The sequence below is a fragment of the Ensifer sp. ENS02 genome (genome assembly GCF_014851885.1).
GTDB lineage: Bacteria > Pseudomonadota > Alphaproteobacteria > Rhizobiales > Rhizobiaceae > Ensifer > Ensifer adhaerens.
Map to the genome: position 1 here is coordinate 172,575 of NZ_JACVAO010000013.1, position 19,732 is coordinate 192,306.

Here is a 19,732-nt window from a genome sequence, read left to right on the forward strand (position 1 = left end):
ACGCAGATTTTGGTTTCACCGATGGAAAATACAATTTTCGGGCGAGACCTTGTTCTTATGCCCCCCGCAAATATAAACTTGCGCAGCACCGCTCCCCTGGGGCGCCCGCAGGTCGTGGCGCCCATCTTCAAATCGCTCAATTCGAGCGCAAGCGAAGCCGAACGCTTACGCAACCGGCGGCACGCTCATTGCGAGGATAGGGACTGGCGGCGGTTCCAACTGTTTAGTGGAGCGAGCGAGAAACGTTCGCCTTTCGAAGACTGCGTCGTTCTCCCCCTCCCCTAGATTTGATACCGACCCTGCCGCCTTCGTGTAGAGATGAAGTGGGCGTCGCGCCAAACACTCGCCTACCTCGCTATGAGGATCGATGGTCGATGTTGCGCCCGTTGAAGAAAGGAGGTTCCATAACAACCGTGAAAGGTGGCAGGCACAAAGCGCGCTCGCGGATGAGGCACCGCTGGGAGAGCAAGCGCATCATTGAGGAGGTTGGCTGTACATGAAGGCCGCAACGCGAGATCTGAAGGTGTTGGCGGTGTGCATTGGCAAACCCGAAGAAAGACCCGGCAAGAAGATGAAAACCGGGATCAACAAGCACCCAACAGGCGAAACGGTCTTCGTTGGGTTCGAGGGTCTTGCAGACGACGCCGTTTGTAATGGAAAATACCACGGCGGTCCCGAGCAGGCGGTTTACGTTGAAGGAAACCTAACCCGCCTTTGGTGGCAAAGGGCGCTCAACAAGCCTATCAATCACGGGCTATTTGGCGAAAATCTGTGTATTGCAGGTTTGGACAACCAGATCGTGTCGGTCGGCGACCGTCTCCTAATAGGCGATCTCGTGATGGAAGTAACAGCGCCCCGGATGCCGTGCCGAGTACTTGCGGATAGAATGGGAGATCATGGCTTTCCCAAACTATACAAAAAGGTCGCTCGCCCCGGCTTTTACTGCCGTGTTATTCACCCCGGCTACGTCACCGCAGGAGCGCTCGTGCGGTACGTGCCTTACGCCGGAGAGCGCGTCTCGATGACAGAGATGGCAAGACACCATGGCAAGAGGGGGTCGCCAGAACTAATTGCCCTCTATCAGTCCGTGCCGGTGCACGCCAAGCTGCGGGCCTTTCTTTCGAACGGCCTGATCAAGTTTTAGGATGGTACGCAGTGTGGCCTGGTATCCGTCTCTTGGTCGCCCATAGTGCCGCCGGAGGCTCATCCACACTTGCCTCCGACCCCATCCCCCTCCGCTTAACGAGCGCCGGCGCGGTTGAGTCGTTCAGACGGAGCACTTGCTGATCGCGGTCGTCACACCGAACGATCGAGGACGTGAGCGACTTTTGACTACTTCTGGGCCTGAACGCGAAGCTCATTCATGTATGCGTCGAGCTTCGTCCGTGAGGGGCCTATGCGTTCCAGGATCTCGCGGGCTTCCAAAGGTTGTAACTTGTAGATGGCAATAAATTCCGTGAGATCGTAGTGGCCGTTGTAGACTGTCTCGAAAGGTTCGACTGAGCGCGCGCGAGTGGGTTTTGGAGTGACGCATGTTTTCCCAGCGATTGCCTCTTGATTGCCGTGTGTCATCGTTAACTACCGTCCTGCATGTGCTGGTCGCCTCACGCGTCCTATAAGGCCGTGGAAGCCGACGAATGTCGCTCAACGTCGAACAGGCAGCACTTGTTCCGAGAAAATGGCAACGTTGATCCGACAGATTTTTGAACACACCTGCCGCAGTCACGGCGTCTATCGATCCCGTGTTTATTTGGTCGTATTTCCACGGGTGGGGCAATGCGTGAGATGGAAACGGCCACCATCCGATCGCCTGACGAAAGGGGTGATCTGGTGCGGGCTCGCCGACGCAGAAAGACTGGCCGCCCATGTCCATCTGGCACTGTACAAGGGTCGTCGACCCTCATAATGCCGACGCGGGCGTTTTTTTTACAGCGCTGAACGTGCTGAAGATTGCGCCCCAGTCCGGACGAGTACAGGAAAAAGAGTGGGGTACGCTGAGCCGCTGGAAGGGCCCAAGCAAATCCAGCTGTCGTACTACCTTTTGGACGGCTTCGGACATGGTTTGCCCGTGCGGTGGGACAGACCAAAAGGAACTCGGCCGACCCATCCGTCCGCAACGCCGGCATTTCAGGGCCGAATGAACTCATGCGTATCTGGGGGCTCAAGCGGGCGGCCAACTGACAGTGATGTCTCCGTGGAGGCCCCAGACGCCATAACTCTTTGTCCATCGATTTTGAGACGACGAAGGTGGCGCTTTGAAGGGCCCTTGGCCGGTAGCTGATACCTCCAGAACGGAGTTCTCGCCACCCCGTACGGCGAACGTACTAGGTTGCCGCCCGAGATGACTAGTGCATGGACGTTGAAGAACGAAGCCCCTACCTGTATAGTGTCATCTATAGTTTATTTCTATTTTATCAAACTGTTAGGATACGGAAGGGGGACATCATGCGCCTTCCTGAGGTACTTTGGGCGGTTCCATTATCTGTTCGCTTACAGTCAGGAACGAACCGCCTATTCGCATCAGTTTACGACGCGCTGGATTTTCTAGAGCATGAATGGCCGATAAGGCACGGACAGGGCTATGAACGAGCCGTGACGACATGCCGGGGCGCGCTGAACCGTTCGGTTCCCTCTGCAGTCGCGCGCGAGGCCTTCATTGGTGCGTGCATGGAGGCTAATATGCAAACGTCAGGCGTCGCTGCCCACTATCATGCGCGTTCGGGACCTCACGGCAAGCCACTGGCCTGACCAGGAGTACCGCTTCGGAACTAGTTCCGCGAATCTCCGTAGGCGAGGTCCCGGACGATATCCCAGGTGAAAATCCCGGAGTCCACGGCATCCGTACCGGCGAGATCGACCACGAACGTGCGCTCTCCGCTTGCTTCATTGTGGGTCTTCGCCTCTACCCCTTGCAATCGCCCTCCCGAACTTGTCGCTCGTTTTTCTTCTCCGCGCAACTGTCGCTGAACGGGCCGACGCGGCCATTTGTTCGCCGGCTTGTCGCAAGAACACGCGATCAATAGGTGCAGCACATCCCTCCTCTGCGTCTTTGTCACGTGTTGCGGCTTGAAGAAGCCGGGCACGTCAGCATGCGCCTGTCGTGCCGATTGCAACAGGCGTATGCTTCCAAACGGGGCCATCGTGGCCGAAAATCTCAGGCCGCAAAGATAACCGCGTTGCACTTTGCAACTAGTGAGGAACCTTCTGCTCAATGGCCGAAAAACACATTCATCGCCGCCTCGCCGCTATCGTCGTCGCGGACGTTGTTGGCTACTCCCGATTGATGGAGGAGGATGAAATCGCCACGCTCGCAGCGCTGAAGGAGCGTCGGACGACAATCCTCCAGCCTATCGTAGGTGCGCATGGCGGCCGCATCGTCAAATTGATGGGTGACGGTGTTCTCATTGAGTTTCCAAGCGCGGTCAATGCCTTGGCCGGAGCGATTGAGTTGCAGCGGAAGATGCAGGCCGCCAATGCTGCCTTGCCCGAGACGCGCCATGTCGTCTTGCGCATCGGAATCAATCTCGGCGATGTCCTGATAGATGGCAGCGACCTTTATGGCGATGGCGTCAACATCGCCGCCCGGCTACAAAGCCTTGCCGACCCAGGCGCCATCTACCTGTCCGCGGCGATCCACGACCAAGTCAAGCGGAAGCTCGCGCTCAGCTTCGATGATCTCGGCCCGAAATCCCTGAAAAATATCGCCGAGGAAGTTCATGTATATCGTGTGCTCTACGACCCCGCAGCCTTGAAGGTCTACGGACAAGATACAGAGTTGTCTCTGCCTGCGCGGCCGTCCCTCGCCGTGCTACCGTTCACCAACTTCAGCGGTCAGCCCGAACAGGACGTGTTCACGGATGGTTTGACAGAAGACCTGATCACCGACCTTTCCAGAAATCCCGGCTTGTTCGTCATTGCCCGGCATTCGACGTTTGCTTACAAGGGAAAATCACCTGACGTTCGAGCAGTCGCACGCGAACTGGGTGTTCGCTACATCTTGGAAGGCAGCGCTCGTCGCGCCGGCGGTCGCGTGCGCATCAACGTCCAACTCATCGATGCCGCTTGCGGCGATCACATCTGGGCCGAACGTTTCGACCGAAATCTCGAAGACATTTTCGGTCTCCAGGACGAAGTCACAGACAAGATTGTCGAGGCCCTCGTTGGACGCTTGGCGCGACCACCGTCACGCAAACGTCCGAAGAGCTTGGAAGCATATGATCTTTGTGTCAGGGGGCGAATTCTGATCTCAGCGTTCAACAGTTCCCCAGAAGCGCTGCGCGAGGCCAAGATACTCTTGAACCACGCAGTCTCCATCGATGCCGAGTATGGAGAGGCATTTCGTTGTCTGGCTTTTGTTTATTGGCAATTATGGGCGCAAGGCATCGAACCCACCCAAGAGAACCGCTCAAGGGCCTTTGAGCTAGCTCACAAAGCAGTTGCGTTGGACGAAGGCGATGCTGCCAGTCACTGGTTCGTCGGATATCTATGGGCTTACGAAAAACGCTGGTCCGAATCTGATCAAGCCTTCGCAACCACCTTTACGCTGGAACCAAACAATGCAGATGCCCTAGCCATCCGTTCAGAACTTGTGGCCTTCGCTGGGCGCGGATCGGAAGCGGTCGAACTGGCCCAAAGGGCGCTTCGGCTCAACCCGCACCCGCCAGGCTGGTACTATTGGCAACTTGGATTCGCCCATTACGCTGCTTGCCAATATGAAGAAGCCGTCAAGATCTTGCGCATGGAGGCGATTTACCGCAGCCCCTCACGCCGCATACTGGCGGCCAGCCTTGCCCAACTCGGTCGCACAGACGAGGCAATGCGGGAAGCAGCACTTTTCATGGCAATGGCTCCGAAATTCACCATCTCCCACTGGGCCGCGGCCCAACCTGCTCGCGATCCACAAACAGTCCAGCGCTTTATCGAAGGCTATCGCATGGCCGGATTGCCAGAGTGAAGAAAGCCGAGGTTTCGCGGCGGATCGAGCGGCAAACACCGAACGTCGAGCATTACCAGGAGGAAGACCGGTGCGCGCGAGATTTGCGGTCGCCTGATCGAACGTGCGCCGCCTAGGCACAACGCTCTCGAGCCATGAGAGCGCGTCCGCAGCAGGGAACGTTAGTCAGACTATCTTGGCCGGTGCCAATAGCTTGGCTTGCTCCGGCCGCGCTGAGGTGGTCCAGCATTGCTTGCACGAGAGGTTGGGACGCGGGACGGTTGGATCGACCGTCCTAAACGCTTGCTCGTAGCCGCAGGAAATTCAGCCTCGCGCCGGTGGTAAGCTGGGAATCCGGACATGCGATGATTAGGGCTGGATCTCTCGTGCCATATGACAATGGCGCTAACTCAATCCTTTTCCCGCGGTGCCAGGGCTTCGTTTCTCGGTGACTTGAAATTTGTCATAACTTTCAACGTTGCGAACGTGACGATCGATAGAACGATGGCGGTATCGTAGGATCCGAGCCCCACGGCGACGCCGATTGCGCCGGTCGCCCAGATGCTCGCCGCCGTGGCGGTCCCGCGAGTGCCGAGCTTGCCGACAAGGATTGCGCCGCCACCGATGAAACCGACACCGTTGATCAGACCTTCAACCACGCGCGCGGTGGCCTCGGCGTTGCCAAGTATGACCGTCTCTGCAGCCTGTATAAACCCACATGCGGCGATGGCGACCAACGGAAATGTGCGAAGACCAGCGCTTCGTTCGTTTTGTTCGCGATCCCAGCCGATCGGCAGAGCAAGGATGTAGGCCACCATCAAAGCTGCCAGATGCGGAAAAATGTCGAGTTTCACACCAACAGATAAAAGCCAATCCGTCACACGTACTTCCCCTTAAATGTCGCAGCCGATCAATTGAAGCGCCGACGAGAATGGCCTGCGCAACGGCTGTTTTCGCCAGGTCTCGACCTGAGGTTCAATTGCCGTGGCGGCGGATAACGCCAGCAGCGCGTCTGGAATCATGAGGCGATCAGCGGAAAGACGTTTTCCTGCCCGTTGAAAAGATGAGCGATCGCGCCAAGCCGCCGCATCACCGATTTCATGAGGTAATCTCAGGCGACAAAGATGACAGGCCACGTCGGCCCGCCAATACCTACATCCGCACTTTGGCGTTTTCGCCCATGTCCGGTTTGGCGCTGGTGACGGCTGCCGCTACCATCTTGATGTAGCTGATCACAGTGCCGGCACTGTCCCAGTATTCTGCCGAGCTTGGCGTAACTTTGAGAATGCGAATGGAGGGATCGTCGGGGCTGTCCCACCATGCCTTGGCAGGAGTTGACCAGAGATCCCGGATCTTCTCGCGGTCATTCTGTACCTCGGCTACGCCCGAAATCGACACATACTTTTGCTTCTTCGTGTCGGCGAAAGCCAGGCAGACATTTGGATGGCGCGCGACCTCGTCATCTTTGTGGCTCTTGACGTCGGTCAAGAAATACAGGGCGTTCTCAACCCGCTCGATGTAGGCCGACATTGGCCTGGCCTTAAGGTCCGCGCCGGATTGAGTGGTGAGCATGCAGAACCCGATCTTTTCGGCAAGGTCCCAGACCTCGCCGTTGTCGTCCTCGATGTAAGTCATACGCTTTTCTCCTTTGAGCCAAAGAAAACGACGGCTCTGGAATGACAATCCACGAAACCGGCTCACCTTGCCGGAGCGACAACTGCAGAGGTTGCGCCGCGGCCAGCCGCGCCATTTTAAAGGGCGCGGCCGCCCCTTGGCGATTAGGCCGCCTTGGATCGCTTCGATGTTTTGTTGATCGACGTCACGGCGAGGTTGGTGAGCTTGTTGTTCGTAGCCTTCTCCTGGTCGAGAATCTCGCTCAGAAGTTTGTGCGCCTCATCATGACCAAGATCCTTGGCCCACTCACGAAGAGAGCCATAGCGCGCGATCTCGTAGTGCTCGACAGCTTGGCAAGCGGCCAGTAGTCCGGCATCGAGAGCTGTTCCTTCGGCCTCTTTCATCAAACCGTCGGCCTCCTTGATCAGCCCTTCGATGGCATCGCATTTTTCACCAGACGCCGTCTTGCCGATCGACTTGAAAACCTGCTCCAATTTCTTGATTTGGTCTTTGGTTTCCGAGAGGTGTTCTTCGGCCGCTTTTTTCAGTTCAGCGCTGTTGGCTGCCTTAGCAACCTTTGGAAGTGCCTTGGTGATGGCGTTCTCAGCGAAATAGATATCCTGCAGTGTATGCTCGAAAATTTCAGCCAGCGATTTCAATGGTTCTCTCCTTGGCAGGTGAATGCAGGAGAGAAAGCATTTTACGGAGGAATCGTTCCACTTCTCGTCGCCAAACCATACCATCCGTACGATCGGCACATTTAATCGCGGCGGGCGATCAGACGCCTCAACACCTACAAACTTGAAAAGAAGCACTGATGATGAGGGCTCACGCACGACCCTTTCAGAGCGCAAACCGCCGGGATCGTTCATGAGACGATGGGGTAGCGCAATTCGCTCACCTGGTCGGTAGGATAAATTCATGCCTTGGAGAACACTACGAACTCGGCGTGAAGAGTTCAGTTGTTCGCACCCGCAAAGACCAGAACACTGGAAGCAATTAAGAACATCTCAAATCTTCGCAGCATCGGGAACAAGCATGGCTGTGCCCCGTTTTGTCGTAAACCCGCTGTAGGCCAACGACATCGCACGCAGGCCTGACCATGGATCGTTTCTTTGCAAGGTTCGCCACCGCAACCGCACACGCAACAGGCAGCCCGCTTGCCTTCATCGTCTGTGTGATCACGGTTCTTGCTTGGGCACTGTCGGGCCCCTTCTTTGGCTTCTCCGAGACGTGGCAACTAGTGATAAACACGGGAACAACGATCGTCACGTTCCTCATGGTGTTTCTCATTCAAAATACCCAAAATCGAGATGGGGCGGCGCTGCAGGCCAAACTCGACGAAATCATATTGTTTACGGATGCCGAAAACGAATTCGTCGGTATCGAGAAACTGACGGACAAGGAGCTACAGGAGCTGCATGCTCGATGCGAGAAGGCTGCCCAGCGCTCGCATGCAATGCTTCAGAGCGCCCATGCCGAACGAAACGCAAGAGAAAATCGGTCGAAGCCGGCCTTCAATCGAGAGGATATCGAGAATCCGTCTCAAGCAAGCACCTCGGGTCGTTGATAAATGTGGCCCAGTGTCGGACGCCGACAGGCGCGAGTTGTTCTCCATGATCCATGGCGGTCGTAGATGTTCATCCAAGCGACCATTGCGAACGCGATAGCTATCGTGCGGAGGGCAGTAAATTCGGCTTGTTGATCATTATCCTGAAGCCGCCATCATCGTCTGAAAGGAACTCTAAGGAATACCGATCACGACTATCTCGTTCGTTGTCAAAGGGGCAGAGGACGGCTTCTCAGTCCCGCAATATGCAGCCGTCTTCAGCTGCGAGCTAGACGGCCTCAAGGCCACCGAACCGGAACGAACGAAAATCTACTACCTGAATTGAGCAATCAGATGAAAACGTTAGCGATCACCACGGCCGCCATCCTGATGAGCGCTGCATCCAGCTTTGCGCAGTGCAAAGCGAAAGTCGGCACCACAGTCAGCATCGTCAGTGCTCGAAACAGAACACAACGTGCATCACTCTAACCCCGGTCTTCCGGGGTTTTTTCGTAGCAGCCAACCCGTTATAAGGTTTTGGCAAAGACTTATAACATTGACAAGGCCGCGCATCGTTATAAGGTCTTGGCAGCGACTTATAACAGCGGTGAGATGAGCCAAGATGACTTGATCAGCAGAAGGAAACGGAGCTTCGACCAAGTGATGGCCGAACTTGTCGCCGAGAGGGCCGGCGCACTCGATAAGGAAACACCAATGATGAAAGAGATCGACATCAGCTATCGGACGATGTTCGCGGAGCTGGCGCAACGGACGCTCGATGCTCAATTCGTGGCGGACTTCCCCTTGGAGGGATGGTTCGTGAGCGTGACCGTCAAAGATCGCAATTACTGGTATTTTGATCTCCCTACCCCCGAGGGCAAAGACAAGCGAAGCTACGTCGGTCCCGCGAGCGACGAAGCGATCACGGAGCGGGTGAAGGCCCACAAGGAAATCAAGGACAAAATCCGGGAGCGGAGGCGCATGGTGAGCACGCTGCGCCGCGCTGGCCTCCCCGGCCCCGATCAGTTTGCGGGCGACGTCACGAAAGCCCTAGCCGACGCCGGATTGTTTCGGTTGCGGGCCGTGCTTATCGGGTCAGTCGCATTCAGCACCTATGCGGGGATGCTAGGCGTCCGCCTTCCCTCGGCGGTTATGCAGACAGGCGACGCGGACTTCGCGCAGGACTTCGCAATCTCGGCTGGGGTCCAAGACAGCCTGCCGCCTATCCTCGAAATCCTCAAGTCGGTCGATCCCGACTTCCGAGCGGTTCCGCACCAGGCTGACAAAGCCAAGGTGGTGGCCTTCCAGAACGCCAAGGGTTATCGGGTGGAGTTCCCGACTGGAAACCGAGGATCGGACGAATATACTGGCAAGCCGTCGCCCATGCCCGCCCTCGGCGGCGCGTCGGCGGAAAACCTCCGGTTCTTGGACTATCTCATCTACGAGCCCGTCCGGACGGTGCTTCTCTTCCGCGAGGGCGTGAACGTCCTTGTCCCCGCTCCCGAGAGGTATGCCGTCCACAAGCTGATCGTGTCTTCGCGTAGGCTGACGGACACGCTAGGACGCGTGAAGGCGGACAAAGACCTGTCGCAGGCCGCCTTGCTCTTCGAAGCGCTTGTGGAGACGCGCCACGGGGACGAACTGGCCGATGCGTGGGAGGAAGCATGGGAACGTGGAGATGCGTGGAAAGAGGGCATTGTCAGCGGCCTATCGAGACTGCCCAAGAACGGAGTGAAAGCCCTCGAAAAGGTTCTCGGTCCCGAGGTGGTGGAAAGCCTGCTGAAAAGGTGATCGACAGATGAACGCGAACCTTAGCCCTTACGACCCCGGCCCTCGCCAGCGTTGCGGCAAGCCGTCGGAAGTCGTCCTGAAGGTCAGCCAGCAAGTCGTGAACGGCGAGGACAAGCATCTGCCGGATCGCCGGCTGTGCCTCGGTCTGCTGCGAGATCGAAGGGAAAAGCTTTGGGAAGCGGGAGTAGGGCCTCGAGAACCTCTCAAGGCCGCCGACGCATGCGGGCGCGGTTTCGTACGACAGACAAAAGCACGGTCGATTGCCGGCGATGGTTCAGACCGCCTCATCATCCCTTGCCGTCAGAGTTTATCCCTTTTCAAGCAAGCGAGCTGTGCGGTTACGAGCAAAGACATTAGCGATCGGATGTGAGTTATCGGGATGGGCGAGAGTTGCTTGAGTTGCGAGATTACGTCGGGAAGACGAACAGTCCCTGGAGGCGCGTCCAAGAAACACGCTTTTTCCATGCTCACCAGGACGTCGCCTATCCAATCCCCGGGCAAATCGTCGTCACCGCAAAGAGGCATTTTTGCTTTTTGACGGAAATGAGCCAAGCCGAAACATCGGAATTTCTGCCACTGGTCCAACGCATTAGACGTGAGCAGGAGCGCCAACTGGGTATCGAGCACGTGTATTACATCTACAATGAAGACACGACACACCACTTCCATCTTTGGATGGTGCCGCGCTACCCATGGATGGCACGTTTTGGAAAATCGATCGAGGCGGTGCGACCCGCCTTGCGCCACGCGCGTGAGCAAATGACTTCTGAACACCACTTGGCCGCAGTAGCAGAAGCGGCCGCAAAGCTGAGGGAAAGCTTGGCCCGAGAGGTGGAAGGTGACTGACAAAGCGAACGACGCGCAGTTAGCCCCAACCGACGTGCGCCGTCCTTGGGCGGTCGTCAAGTTAGTCCCTTGGGATCAGAAACAGACGCCGACCTCACTCAACCAATCCCGATGGACACTGTGACCGGTATTTAAGGCCTGAAACGACCGCTTCGGTCGCACGCGAAGCCCTTCCGCCACGTCATCGCTCCCAACCAAAATCCCGCACGTTTCCTAGATCGTCCGCAATCCAAGGATGTTTCTAATTCAGATATATACAACCCCAGGTGCAGATGATTATATCTTTGAAGGTTGTATTCTTCGTTTTCTCTACTAATAGGAGCATTCTTTGGAAGATGCAAGTTTAATCATCAAGATCATATTGGGGTTCAGCGTGATAATAGCGGCGGTTCTGGTTCTCTTGATGCTAGCCCCTGCTTAAGCCCCTTCCCCAACGAATAGCGGCGTCGAAACCAAAATCCGACAACTTAAAAGCCGAGTTTCAGGTCAGGGTCCGCCGTTCCGCGGATTTTGCGAAAGGCAGACCCGAAATCGTCGTCGAGTGCGGAGACCTCGCATCGCGCTGCAGACAACGCGAACAACCGATTGACGCCTAGGTGAAGATATCGATAAAACGCCCCATCGAATTTGCTCGCTAGCTTTGGTTATAGCGCAATTGGCTTCGCGCTCTGAACGAACCTTCCTTTCAAAATCGCTATCAGGCCTCAAGTTTCGCGCGGAGGCTCCCAGTATCCTACGGAAGGGCTCGTCATGATTGCCGGCACAGTCAAATGCTCCAGATAAGGCCTTGGCGTCATCCAACATGCAACGGCGGCGTCGGCCGGTCTGCCGCTATTCCGCCGGCGAACGCGCTGCTATGAGCGATCACGTCGAAGGCCGAAACATGATTTCGAAGGCGAGCGAGATCTCGGCCCAAAATCCCAGTTTGCCTGTTGCGTCCATAGCAATGTCTCAAGGCGACTATGTCACACAATCAACTAGGAAGACGCCTTGAAGAATTCCAGAGTCAGCCCGCTTTCCGGCCACGGCGCGGCAGCAACCGTCGACCGTGAAAAAGCCTGGCTAAAGATCCTGTCCACCTATCGACAGCCGCATATCGGCCGCAGCACCTTCGAGCTGACGGCGACCCTTGTTCCATTTGTTCTGCTGTGGGCAGGAGCTTGGGTCTGTTTGCACTTCGAGTACTGGCTCGGCGTGGTCCTTATCGTCCCTGTTGCGGCGGGATTTCTCCTGCGCTTGTTCATGCTGCAACATGACTGCGGACATGGTTCGTTTTTCGGGCGGCGCAGCCTGGATGACTGGACGGGCCGAATGATCAGCGTTTTGACACTAACGCCTTATGACTACTGGCGCCGCGCCCATGCCGTACACCATGCTTCGGCAGGCAACCTCGACGAGCGAGGTGTCGGTGACATCACCACGCTTACCGTTGCCGAATACGACGCCCTCACGCCAGGAGGACGGGTTCGTTACCGCCTCTACCGGCATCCGCTCGTGATGTTCGGCATCGGTCCCGCCTGGCTCTTCCTGTTCAAGCAAAGGTTGCCGTTCGGAATGATGCGCTCTGGCGCTCTTCCGTGGGTTTCCACCATGGCAACGAATGTGGCGATTGCCGCACTCTCGGGCATTCTTATCTGGGCAGTGGGTGTCGCACCGTTCCTCCTGATCCATCTGCCGGTCGTCCTTCTTGCTGGGGCTGCAGGTGTCTGGTTGTTTTATGTCCAGCACCAGTTCGAAGACACGCACTGGTCAAGGCCACCCGAGTGGACGTTCCAATACGCGGCCATGCATGGCGCCTCGCACTACGATCTGCCGCAGCCCTTGCGCTGGATCACCGGCAATATCGGCATGCACCATCTCCATCACCTGTCGAGCCGAGTTCCCTTCTACAGGCTTCCTGAGGTCATACGTGATCATCCTGAACTGGGAGATATGGGCCGCATCACCATCAGGCAAAGCCTGGGCTTGGTGAAGCTCGTCCTTTGGGACGAGGCCTCCCACCGACTGATATCATTTCGAGAAGCAGACGCGCGCGAAACTGTGGCACGATCGGCTTTGCCGACACCTGCTTGAGCGCACCAGGCGCCGGCCGCGGCACGCGGCCAGCCCCCGTTCTCCCCCGGCTTGACCCGTCAAAAGAGCCGCTCGCCAAGAGGTTCAGCGTAGCGCCCGCCAGCGTCCAGGAACGTTATCCAACTAGCCGCTCCGGTCGCTTTCATCGCACCATCGTCGCGCCCAGGCTCCATCGCCTGCTTGCAACGGGTCGACCTCACGGTTTTTTTGCTGATCGACAAAGCAAGACCGCTCGAAATGTTAGTTTGGACAGCTCCGTCTAGCTGCACAGCGTATTGCGGCAGCACGCCTGCAGTTTAGAGAACCGTTTTCACCAAGCGCGGATCACTTTAACAATCGCACAATGCTCCTCGGCGCCGTACCCCGCGTCTGTAGCGTTGCGAAAGAGATCAGAGGCAAAGGCGGGAAACGCGGTGTTGATGTTCAAATCATCCGCTATCTCGACGAGCCGCGTGATATCCACGCCGACCGACCTGATGGTGCTTTGGGGATCAGCAAATCGGTTTCCTTCGATGGCTCGACCCATGTGGCGCAGGTCGTCCGCAAACATCGGTGACAGGCTAGCTATTGTTTCGCCAAATTCCGCGACATCCATTCCTTCCGCAGCACACATCGCCGCCCCGTGGCTGAAGCCAATCCAGTGCCCGGCAAAATAGGCAAGAGCCGCATTAAAGAGAACCTTTGCGCGGCTTATATCGTTTCCGACGTGAGTAAGATTTGGAGCGAGCAGCCTTAAGCTCGCTTCGAGCGAGGTGAAGACACTTTCTCGTCCGGCGATAACGATCGAGGCCTCAGGTCCACCGATCTGACTTGGCCAGGCAGAAATCGCGCCGTCAAGATAGCTTCCTCCGCGGTTCGCCACCCATTCTTCAAGCTGACGCGCTTGCTTCGGCGTGCCCGACGTGAGTTGCACGACGGTCTTTCTTTGGAGCAAGTCTGTCGCGGATGCGTCATCGAGGACCATCGAGGTTGCCGCGTAGTCTGACAGGCAGACGATGAGTGTGCTGCTGGCGGCAATAGCAGCGGACGGCGTTTCCGCCCTCGACGCGCCGAGGTGCTCCAAGGCCTCTGCCTTGCCTGGAGTTCGGTTCCAGACTGTAACGCTCCTTCCCGAAGTTATAAGCGCTTTGGCGAGCGCGCTGCCCATGCGCCCCAGCCCGATGACAGCTACTTCACTCATCACTTCACCCTTGACCGGTTAGTTACACTATGTAACTTACATATTGTAACTTTAGGTGCAAGGGGAAACCGTGAAGCTCAAGAAAGATATGCGTCGCGAACAAATGCTTGATGTCGCGATGCAAATTGTCCGGGATCAGGGCGCAGATGAACTGACGCTCGGGACCTTGGCTGCAAAAGCAGGGGTCAGTCGTCCGATCGCTTACGGACACTTTTCTACCCGGTCCGGACTTTTGCTGGCACTGTTCAAGCGGCTGGAGGAAAACTATGTCCACCGACTCCGCTCCGCGCTTTGCGAAGCGCCAAAGGAGCTCACCGCCGTAGCCGACATTATCAGCAAAGCATACTTCAATTGCCTTGCCGATTTTGGCCCAGAAGGTCTCGCAATATCCGCGGCGCTCAAAGGGACAGAAGAGATGGCCGCGCAGCAACGGCTCATGATTCGCGCATACATAGATTTGATGTGTAATGCCCTTCGGCCATTCTCAGAGCTGGAAGTTGGCCATATCCATCCTGTGTGCGTCGGTCTGTTAGGTGCAGCGGAGGCGCTTGCTTCCGAAACGCAAACCGGCGCGATATCTGAGCGGGTCGCCACGTCCGTTTTGGCGGCGCTCATCATCAAAGGGGTCGCAAGTGAGCCGAGCAAGGTTGGGTGAATTTTACCCATGAGGCTTGAAGCCTCAATATCCTAAACCGGCTGGCCGACGCAGGATGCATCGTCAGGCGTCAGCAGTCTTTCGCAGCCGCTACGGTCATACGGCCGATTGATGCACGACGGCTCGTATCATCCACCGAACCACCCGCGATTGCCCTCTACAGAAACGCTGCTTCGTCTATCAGCGAGCGGGTGCTGCGGCACAACAATCGACGCGGAAAGGCCAGCGTCAATAACGACTAAGCGAAGCCCCGCGCGACAGGTCGGCTGTGCACTTTTACGATGGAGCGCATGGCCCGTTGTGCATTTCCAAGGAAACCGCCCTCGCGACAGTACCCGCCTTGTCCCTTGGTGTTTCCTTGGCCGTTGGTCCGAGGAGCATATTTCAGGTTTCACGCCAAGCACCCGGGAGTATGCTGACAACAGACAATTCGTACTTGCCAATCAGCAAGCAACCTCTCGGCGTTTTCGAAGGGCTGCCTCCAAGGAGGTGCACAATGAGAGCCGCGCCAACATCCATCTATCTGATTATTCTTGCGACAATCTCAGTCGGAGTCGTTCGAACGGACGCTCACCAGGCAAAGACCGGCTGGACCTATCCTCTGGCGTGCTGCAAGGCTCATGAGGCAGGTGGCGATTGTGCTGCCATCCCCGCGCCCGACATTTTGCGAGGGGCTCGTGGGTTTTCCGTTTTCTTGCATGCTGGCGACCACCACATGGCAAGACGACCGCACGTGTTCTTTATCCCCTATGGCGATGAGATCCCGTCGGGCGATGGGCAGTATCATATTTGCCTTCATCCGACGGAAGACGACGTGAACTGTTTCTTTGCCCCACCTGACAGCAGCTAATGCGAATACGCCACCCCGGAGTTCAGCCGCTCGAGGTCGCCCGCGTCCGTCATTCGCGGGCGCGATATCGAGGCGGCCCTCGCTGCCGTGACCGTAACCGAAACGTCGATCCGAGGTTTCGGCAAATAAAGCGCGAGTCTCGCAACCGGGAGCAATTCCACCTGAAGTCACGCAACGGGATCTTCGATTGCGCTCCTTGCTAGTGATTCTTGATTAATTGCACCCCATCGCAGAACGCAATATTTTATTGCGTCGATGAGACGGGACGTCCACGGCCAGCGCTGCCGAACAGTTTCGGTTTCCGCACCAATCCCAGATGCCGTTCGACGACACGATCCACGAGGAGTCGAGCGATGGGTACAACGACACCGAACAACATCATGCAGGTCGGCATGGGGTTCTGGGCGTCCAAGGCCCTGCTCAGTGCGGTTGAACTCGGCGTCTTCACCGAGCTTGCGACTGGCCCGGCCGAACTGCCGGATCTGCAGGCCAGGCTGAAACTGCATCCCCGCTCGGCCCGCGACTTTCTCGACACCCTGGTCGCGCTGAAGCTGCTCGAACGCGAGGACGGCCGCTATCGTAATGCCCCTGACACGGACCTCTTCCTCGATAAGGCGAAGCCATCCTATATCGGCGGCATCCTCGAAATGGCCAATGCCCGGCTCTACGGTTTCTGGGGTTCGCTGACCGAAGCCCTGCACACCGGAGAACCACAGAACGAAGCCAAGCACAGCGAAGATTTCTTCGCCGCGATCTATGCGGAACCGGCACGGCTGCGCGGGTTCCTCGAGGCGATGAGCGGGATCAGCGCCGGCGCGGCGCAGGCGATCGCCGCCAGGTTCGACTGGTCGAAATACACGACCTTCGCCGATGTGGGCGCGGCGCAGGGGATGGTGCCGGTGGTGATCGCGCGAGCGCATCCGCATCTCAAGGCCATCGGCTTCGATCTGCCCGCCGTGCAGCCGATATTCGACGACTTCGTCGCCCGGCAGGGCCTTACCGACCGCATCACCTTCCAAAGCGGCAACTTCTTCGACGGCCCAATGCCCAATGCGGACGTGATCGTGATGGGGCACATCCTGCACGACTGGGATCTTGCCGAAAAAAGGAAGCTCTTGGAAAAAGCGTTCGCTGCGCTGCCGAAAGGCGGAGCCGTGATCGTCTACGACGCCGTCATTGACGACGAGCGCCGCTTGAACGCCTTCGGCCTGTTGATGAGCCTGAACATGCTGATCGAGACCCGCGGCGGTTTCGATTATACCGGCGCCGACTGCCAAGCCTGGATGCGCGACGCCGGTTTTGTGTCCACGCGCGTCGAGCCGTTGCTGGGGCCGGACTCGATGGTGATCGGCTTCAAGCCCGGTTGATCGGAAACCAAACCCCGACCGTTGTTCCGCAAGACCGACCACTGGAGCAATTTCGATTGCCGGCAGCTGACAACGCCGTTGCTCAATCTGACTTTTGAACAGTCGCCGCAAAAGCGCCGCTACCAGCAGCCGACGTTTCTTGAAGTGCCGTCGGGAAAACCGAACCGCCTGCGCAATTCCCCAAGCAGCTAAACATGCAAACCCTCAAATATACCCGAGGGGGCCGCTTGACTCCCTCAGGCCGCGCCAGTATCAAGTTGTAGGCCTAACCCTACAATTGGATGCCATGCACCAGTCTCAGTCAAAACCAAGTCCCGCACTGTCGTTGTCGGATCTTCCCGCTCCCGATGTCGTCATCCGCCGGCTGAAACACCCCGGACGCTGGATCAGCGGCGGTCTCGTCATCCTGCTTCTGGCGGTGATCGGACGCGCCTTCGCCGTCGGGCAGATCCAGTGGACGGTGGTCGGCGAGTTTCTGACGGCCGGTGTCATCATCACCGGTTTCGGCTGGACGCTGCTCATTTCGGCCTGCGCGCTGGTGCTCGGCGTGCTGCTCGGCTTTGCCTTCGGCATCATGCGGCTCTCGGAAAACCCGATCCTGCGTTTTGCCGCCTGGCTCTATGTCTGGATCTTCCGCGGTACACCGGTGCTGCTACAGCTTCTCATCTGGTTCAACATCGCGCTGATCTTTCCGAAGCTCTACATCCCCGGTCTTATTGACGCGCGCATGGTCGATGTGGTGACACCCTTCGTCGCCGCGGTTCTCGGTCTCGGCGTCAACGAAGGGTCGTACCTCACGGAAGTCGTGCGCGGCGGTATCGGTTCGGTCGACAAGGGTCAGAAGGAGGCGGCCCACACGCTCGGAATGACGCCCGGGCAGACGATGCGGCGCATCATCCTGCCGCAGACCCTTCGGCTGATCCTGCCCGTGCTCGGCAACAGCGCGATCGGCATGCTGAAGTTCTCCTCGCTCGCCGCCACCATCGCGATGGGCGAGATGCTGAACGCGGCCCAGCGCATCTACTTCATCAACGGCGCCGTCATCGAACTGCTGTTTGTCTGCGCCGTCTGGTATCTGGCCGGAACCACGGTTCTGTCCATCGGCCAGTATTATCTCGAACGCCACTTCGGCCGCGATACCGCAACGACAACCACCGAACGCCGCTGGTTCAAAGCCTGGGCGCGTCGTCCGGCCGTCACGGGTGAAGCATGACACTTGCAGTTAAAGCGGTCGGTATCCGCAAGAGTTTTGGCAATCACGAGGTGCTGAAGGGTCTCGACCTGGACGTCGCCTATGGCGAGGTCCTCTGCATCCTCGGACCCTCGGGCAGCGGCAAGAGCACGTTCCTGCGCTGCATCAACCACCTGGAAACGCCGAATGGTGGCTACGTGTGGGTGGACGGCGCGATCATGGGCTACGAGCTCAACCGCGGCGCGCTGCAGGAATTGCCGGTCAAGCGACTGCGCGCCCAGCAGAGCCAGCTCGGCATGGTGTTCCAGCACTTCAATCTGTTTGCGCACCGCACCGTGCTCGGCAACGTCACCGAGGGACCGATGGTGGTGCGCGGTCTCAGCCGCGCCGAGGCCGAAGCCCGCGCCATGGCCCTGCTCGAGCAGGTCGGCATGGCGGCCAAGGCATCGAGCTACCCGTCGCAGCTTTCCGGTGGCCAGAAACAGCGCGTGGCAATCGCGCGGGCGCTCGCCATGGAACCGCGCGTCATGCTCTTCGACGAGCCGACCAGCGCGCTCGATCCGGAGCTCGTCGGCGAGGTGCTGGAGGTGATGCGCAATCTGGCGCGCGGCGGCACGACGATGATCGTCGTCACCCACGAAATCGGCTTCGCAAGAGAAGTCGCCGACCGCGTCGTGGTGATGATCGACGGCGAAATCCGCGAGAACGGCGCACCTCAACAGGTTCTTAGCAACCCCGGTGATGCGCGTGTGCGCAGTTTTCTGAGCCGCGTGCTTGCCTGACGACAAGAGTTCAAAAAAGGGAGAACAGGAAATGAAACGATTGCTGCCGATGGCTCTGGCGCTTGCCTCCGCCACCTTCATCAGCCTTGCCGCAGGGGCTGCTGCCCATGCCGCCGACGAGAAGCTGGCCGCCGCCCTGCCGGATGCCGTGCGCGACACCGGCAAGCTGAACGTCACGATCAGCCTTGCCTATCCGCCGATGGAATACAGCGACGCCGGCTCGACCGAACTGAAAGGCTTCGACATCGATCTTGCCAAGGCGATCGCCGAGCGCCTCGGCCTGACGGCGGAATTCCAAAACGTCGAGTTCCCGCAATTGATCCCGCAGGTGGTCACCGGCCGCTCCGACCTGATTATGACCGCCTTCTCCGACAAGGTGGAACGCCAGACGCAACTGGACTTCATCGACTACTTCAAGACCGGCAACGTCTTCTATTCGACCGCCGACCACCAGGGTGAGATCAAGGCCGAGGCCGACCTCTGCGGCAAGACGGTTGCGGTCGCGACCGGAACCAGCTGGGTCACCTGGGCGGAAAACCTTGGCAAATCCATCTGCCCGGCCGACAAGCTGATCACCGTCATTCAGATCCCGACCCAGGCCGAGCACATCATGCAGATCCGCCAGGGGCGTGCCCAGGCTTCCGTCATCGGCCTTGAAGGACTGCTCGACCTGATGAAGCAGGAGCCGGACAAATTCTACCAGATCGGTGAGGTTGGCGAGATCAACCATTACGGCATTGCCCTTGCAAAGGCCAACACACAACTGCGCGATGCAATCAAGGGCGCGCTCGACGCCATGAAAGCCGACGGCACTTATGCACAGATCCTCGACCGCTACGGCTTGAAACAGGCGGGTGTCGAGGAGTTCAAGATAAACGGAGCCACGAAGTAACAGAACCG

Annotated in this window: 18 protein-coding genes; 14 read left to right on the top strand and 4 right to left on the bottom strand. The window is 57.9% G+C overall.

The genetic code is table 11. The features are described from left to right. The first annotated feature begins 496 nt into the window (after positions 1-496). The 3 genes from IB262_RS26015 to IB262_RS26025 all read left to right on the top strand — a co-directional run bounded on the left by IB262_RS26015 (position 497) and on the right by IB262_RS26025 (position 4,954). On the top strand, positions 497-1,144 hold the full coding sequence (locus tag IB262_RS26015) for an MOSC domain-containing protein (protein ID WP_060519025.1): 648 nt from the start codon (positions 497-499) through the stop codon (positions 1,142-1,144). 1,301 nt (positions 1,145-2,445) lie between these two features. Then, the gene (locus tag IB262_RS26020) at positions 2,446-2,748 is read left to right on the top strand and encodes a DUF982 domain-containing protein (RefSeq protein ID WP_082566340.1); all 303 of its coding nucleotides are present in this window, start codon (positions 2,446-2,448) and stop codon (positions 2,746-2,748) included. Between the two features lie 463 nt (positions 2,749-3,211). Further along, the gene (locus IB262_RS26025) at positions 3,212-4,954 is read left to right on the top strand and encodes an adenylate/guanylate cyclase domain-containing protein (protein WP_060519021.1); all 1,743 of its coding nucleotides are present in this window, start codon (positions 3,212-3,214) and stop codon (positions 4,952-4,954) included. Positions 4,955-5,343: 389 nt separating this feature from the next. Here the strand turns inward: IB262_RS26025 and IB262_RS26030 are convergent, their stop codons facing one another. The 3 genes from IB262_RS26030 to IB262_RS26040 form a co-directional block, all read right to left on the bottom strand. Next, positions 5,344-5,814, bottom strand: a complete 471-nt coding sequence (locus IB262_RS26030; protein ID WP_060519019.1) for an MgtC/SapB family protein — start codon at positions 5,812-5,814, stop codon at positions 5,344-5,346. A 271-nt stretch (positions 5,815-6,085) separates the two neighbouring features. Next, complete coding sequence (locus IB262_RS26035; RefSeq protein WP_192493977.1) at positions 6,086-6,568, bottom strand: pyridoxamine 5'-phosphate oxidase family protein; 483 nt, start codon at positions 6,566-6,568, stop codon at positions 6,086-6,088. Between the two features lie 143 nt (positions 6,569-6,711). Then, on the bottom strand, positions 6,712-7,206 hold the full coding sequence (locus tag IB262_RS26040) for a ferritin-like domain-containing protein (RefSeq protein WP_034799916.1): 495 nt from the start codon (positions 7,204-7,206) through the stop codon (positions 6,712-6,714). Between the two features lie 443 nt (positions 7,207-7,649). Here IB262_RS26040 and IB262_RS26045 point away from each other — a divergent pair, with 443 nt between their 5' ends. The 5 genes from IB262_RS26045 (at position 7,650) to IB262_RS26065 (ending at position 12,806) form a co-directional block, all read left to right on the top strand. After that, on the top strand, positions 7,650-8,117 hold the full coding sequence (locus tag IB262_RS26045; RefSeq protein ID WP_060519015.1) for a low affinity iron permease family protein: 468 nt from the start codon (positions 7,650-7,652) through the stop codon (positions 8,115-8,117). A 693-nt stretch (positions 8,118-8,810) separates the two neighbouring features. Continuing rightward, on the top strand, positions 8,811-9,887 hold the full coding sequence (locus tag IB262_RS26050; protein ID WP_090427588.1) for a GSU2403 family nucleotidyltransferase fold protein: 1,077 nt from the start codon (positions 8,811-8,813) through the stop codon (positions 9,885-9,887). Positions 9,888-9,894: 7 nt separating this feature from the next. After that, complete coding sequence (locus IB262_RS26055; RefSeq protein WP_192493986.1) at positions 9,895-10,257, top strand: hypothetical protein; 363 nt, start codon at positions 9,895-9,897, stop codon at positions 10,255-10,257. A gap of 20 nt (positions 10,258-10,277) precedes the next feature. Further along, positions 10,278-10,733, top strand: coding sequence for a hypothetical protein (locus IB262_RS26060; RefSeq protein WP_210337691.1), 456 nt, complete (start codon positions 10,278-10,280; stop codon positions 10,731-10,733). Positions 10,734-11,723: 990 nt separating this feature from the next. Beyond that, positions 11,724-12,806 carry a fatty acid desaturase gene (locus tag IB262_RS26065; protein ID WP_192493978.1) on the top strand — a complete coding sequence of 361 codons (1,083 nt, stop codon included), beginning with the start codon at positions 11,724-11,726 and terminating at the stop codon, positions 12,804-12,806. 310 nt (positions 12,807-13,116) lie between these two features. On the opposite strand, the gene IB262_RS26070 is transcribed toward IB262_RS26065, so the two are convergent. Beyond that, positions 13,117-13,986 carry an NAD(P)-binding domain-containing protein gene (locus tag IB262_RS26070; protein WP_192493979.1) on the bottom strand — a complete coding sequence of 290 codons (870 nt, stop codon included), beginning with the start codon at positions 13,984-13,986 and terminating at the stop codon, positions 13,117-13,119. A gap of 70 nt (positions 13,987-14,056) precedes the next feature. Between IB262_RS26070 and IB262_RS26075 the strand changes: the two genes are divergently transcribed. From IB262_RS26075 to IB262_RS26100, 6 genes are all read left to right on the top strand, one after another. Next, positions 14,057-14,641: a TetR/AcrR family transcriptional regulator gene (locus tag IB262_RS26075; protein ID WP_226020841.1), complete on the top strand. Its 585-nt coding sequence runs from the start codon at positions 14,057-14,059 to the stop codon at positions 14,639-14,641. A 1,203-nt stretch (positions 14,642-15,844) separates the two neighbouring features. Further along, a complete protein-coding gene (locus tag IB262_RS26080; protein ID WP_034803348.1) occupies positions 15,845-16,858 on the top strand; it encodes a methyltransferase in 1,014 nt (337 codons plus the stop codon). A 21-nt stretch (positions 16,859-16,879) separates the two neighbouring features. After that, positions 16,880-17,050, top strand: a complete 171-nt coding sequence (locus tag IB262_RS26085) for a hypothetical protein (protein ID WP_162728724.1) — start codon at positions 16,880-16,882, stop codon at positions 17,048-17,050. Between the two features lie 94 nt (positions 17,051-17,144). Further along, entirely contained in the window at positions 17,145-18,071 is a 927-nt protein-coding gene (locus IB262_RS26090; RefSeq protein WP_082572907.1) for an amino acid ABC transporter permease, read from the top strand. Beyond that, the gene (locus tag IB262_RS26095) at positions 18,068-18,832 is read left to right on the top strand and encodes an amino acid ABC transporter ATP-binding protein (RefSeq protein WP_060519003.1); all 765 of its coding nucleotides are present in this window, start codon (positions 18,068-18,070) and stop codon (positions 18,830-18,832) included. The genes IB262_RS26090 and IB262_RS26095 overlap by 4 nt, the downstream gene beginning before the upstream one ends. Before the next feature lie 31 nt (positions 18,833-18,863). Further along, positions 18,864-19,724: an ABC transporter substrate-binding protein gene (locus tag IB262_RS26100; protein WP_060519001.1), complete on the top strand. Its 861-nt coding sequence runs from the start codon at positions 18,864-18,866 to the stop codon at positions 19,722-19,724. Positions 19,725-19,732 lie beyond the last annotated feature (8 nt).

Bases quoted from the DNA above. Each gene is read 5' to 3' on its own strand.
- IB262_RS26015 (WP_060519025.1), top strand. From the start codon at position 497: ATGAAGGCCGCAACGCGAGATCTGAAGGTGTTGGCGGTGTGCATTGGC.
- IB262_RS26020 (WP_082566340.1), top strand. From the start codon at position 2,446: ATGCGCCTTCCTGAGGTACTTTGGGCGGTTCCATTATCTGTTCGCTTA.
- IB262_RS26025 (WP_060519021.1), top strand. From the start codon at position 3,212: ATGGCCGAAAAACACATTCATCGCCGCCTCGCCGCTATCGTCGTCGCG.
- IB262_RS26035 (WP_192493977.1), bottom strand. From the start codon at position 6,568: ATGACTTACATCGAGGACGACAACGGCGAGGTCTGGGACCTTGCCGAA.
- IB262_RS26045 (WP_060519015.1), top strand. From the start codon at position 7,650: ATGGATCGTTTCTTTGCAAGGTTCGCCACCGCAACCGCACACGCAACA.
- IB262_RS26050 (WP_090427588.1), top strand. From the start codon at position 8,811: ATGATGAAAGAGATCGACATCAGCTATCGGACGATGTTCGCGGAGCTG.
- IB262_RS26055 (WP_192493986.1), top strand. From the start codon at position 9,895: ATGAACGCGAACCTTAGCCCTTACGACCCCGGCCCTCGCCAGCGTTGC.
- IB262_RS26070 (WP_192493979.1), bottom strand. From the start codon at position 13,986: ATGAGTGAAGTAGCTGTCATCGGGCTGGGGCGCATGGGCAGCGCGCTC.
- IB262_RS26080 (WP_034803348.1), top strand. From the start codon at position 15,845: ATGGGTACAACGACACCGAACAACATCATGCAGGTCGGCATGGGGTTC.
- IB262_RS26090 (WP_082572907.1), top strand. From the start codon at position 17,145: ATGCACCAGTCTCAGTCAAAACCAAGTCCCGCACTGTCGTTGTCGGAT.
- IB262_RS26095 (WP_060519003.1), top strand. From the start codon at position 18,068: ATGACACTTGCAGTTAAAGCGGTCGGTATCCGCAAGAGTTTTGGCAAT.
- IB262_RS26100 (WP_060519001.1), top strand. From the start codon at position 18,864: ATGAAACGATTGCTGCCGATGGCTCTGGCGCTTGCCTCCGCCACCTTC.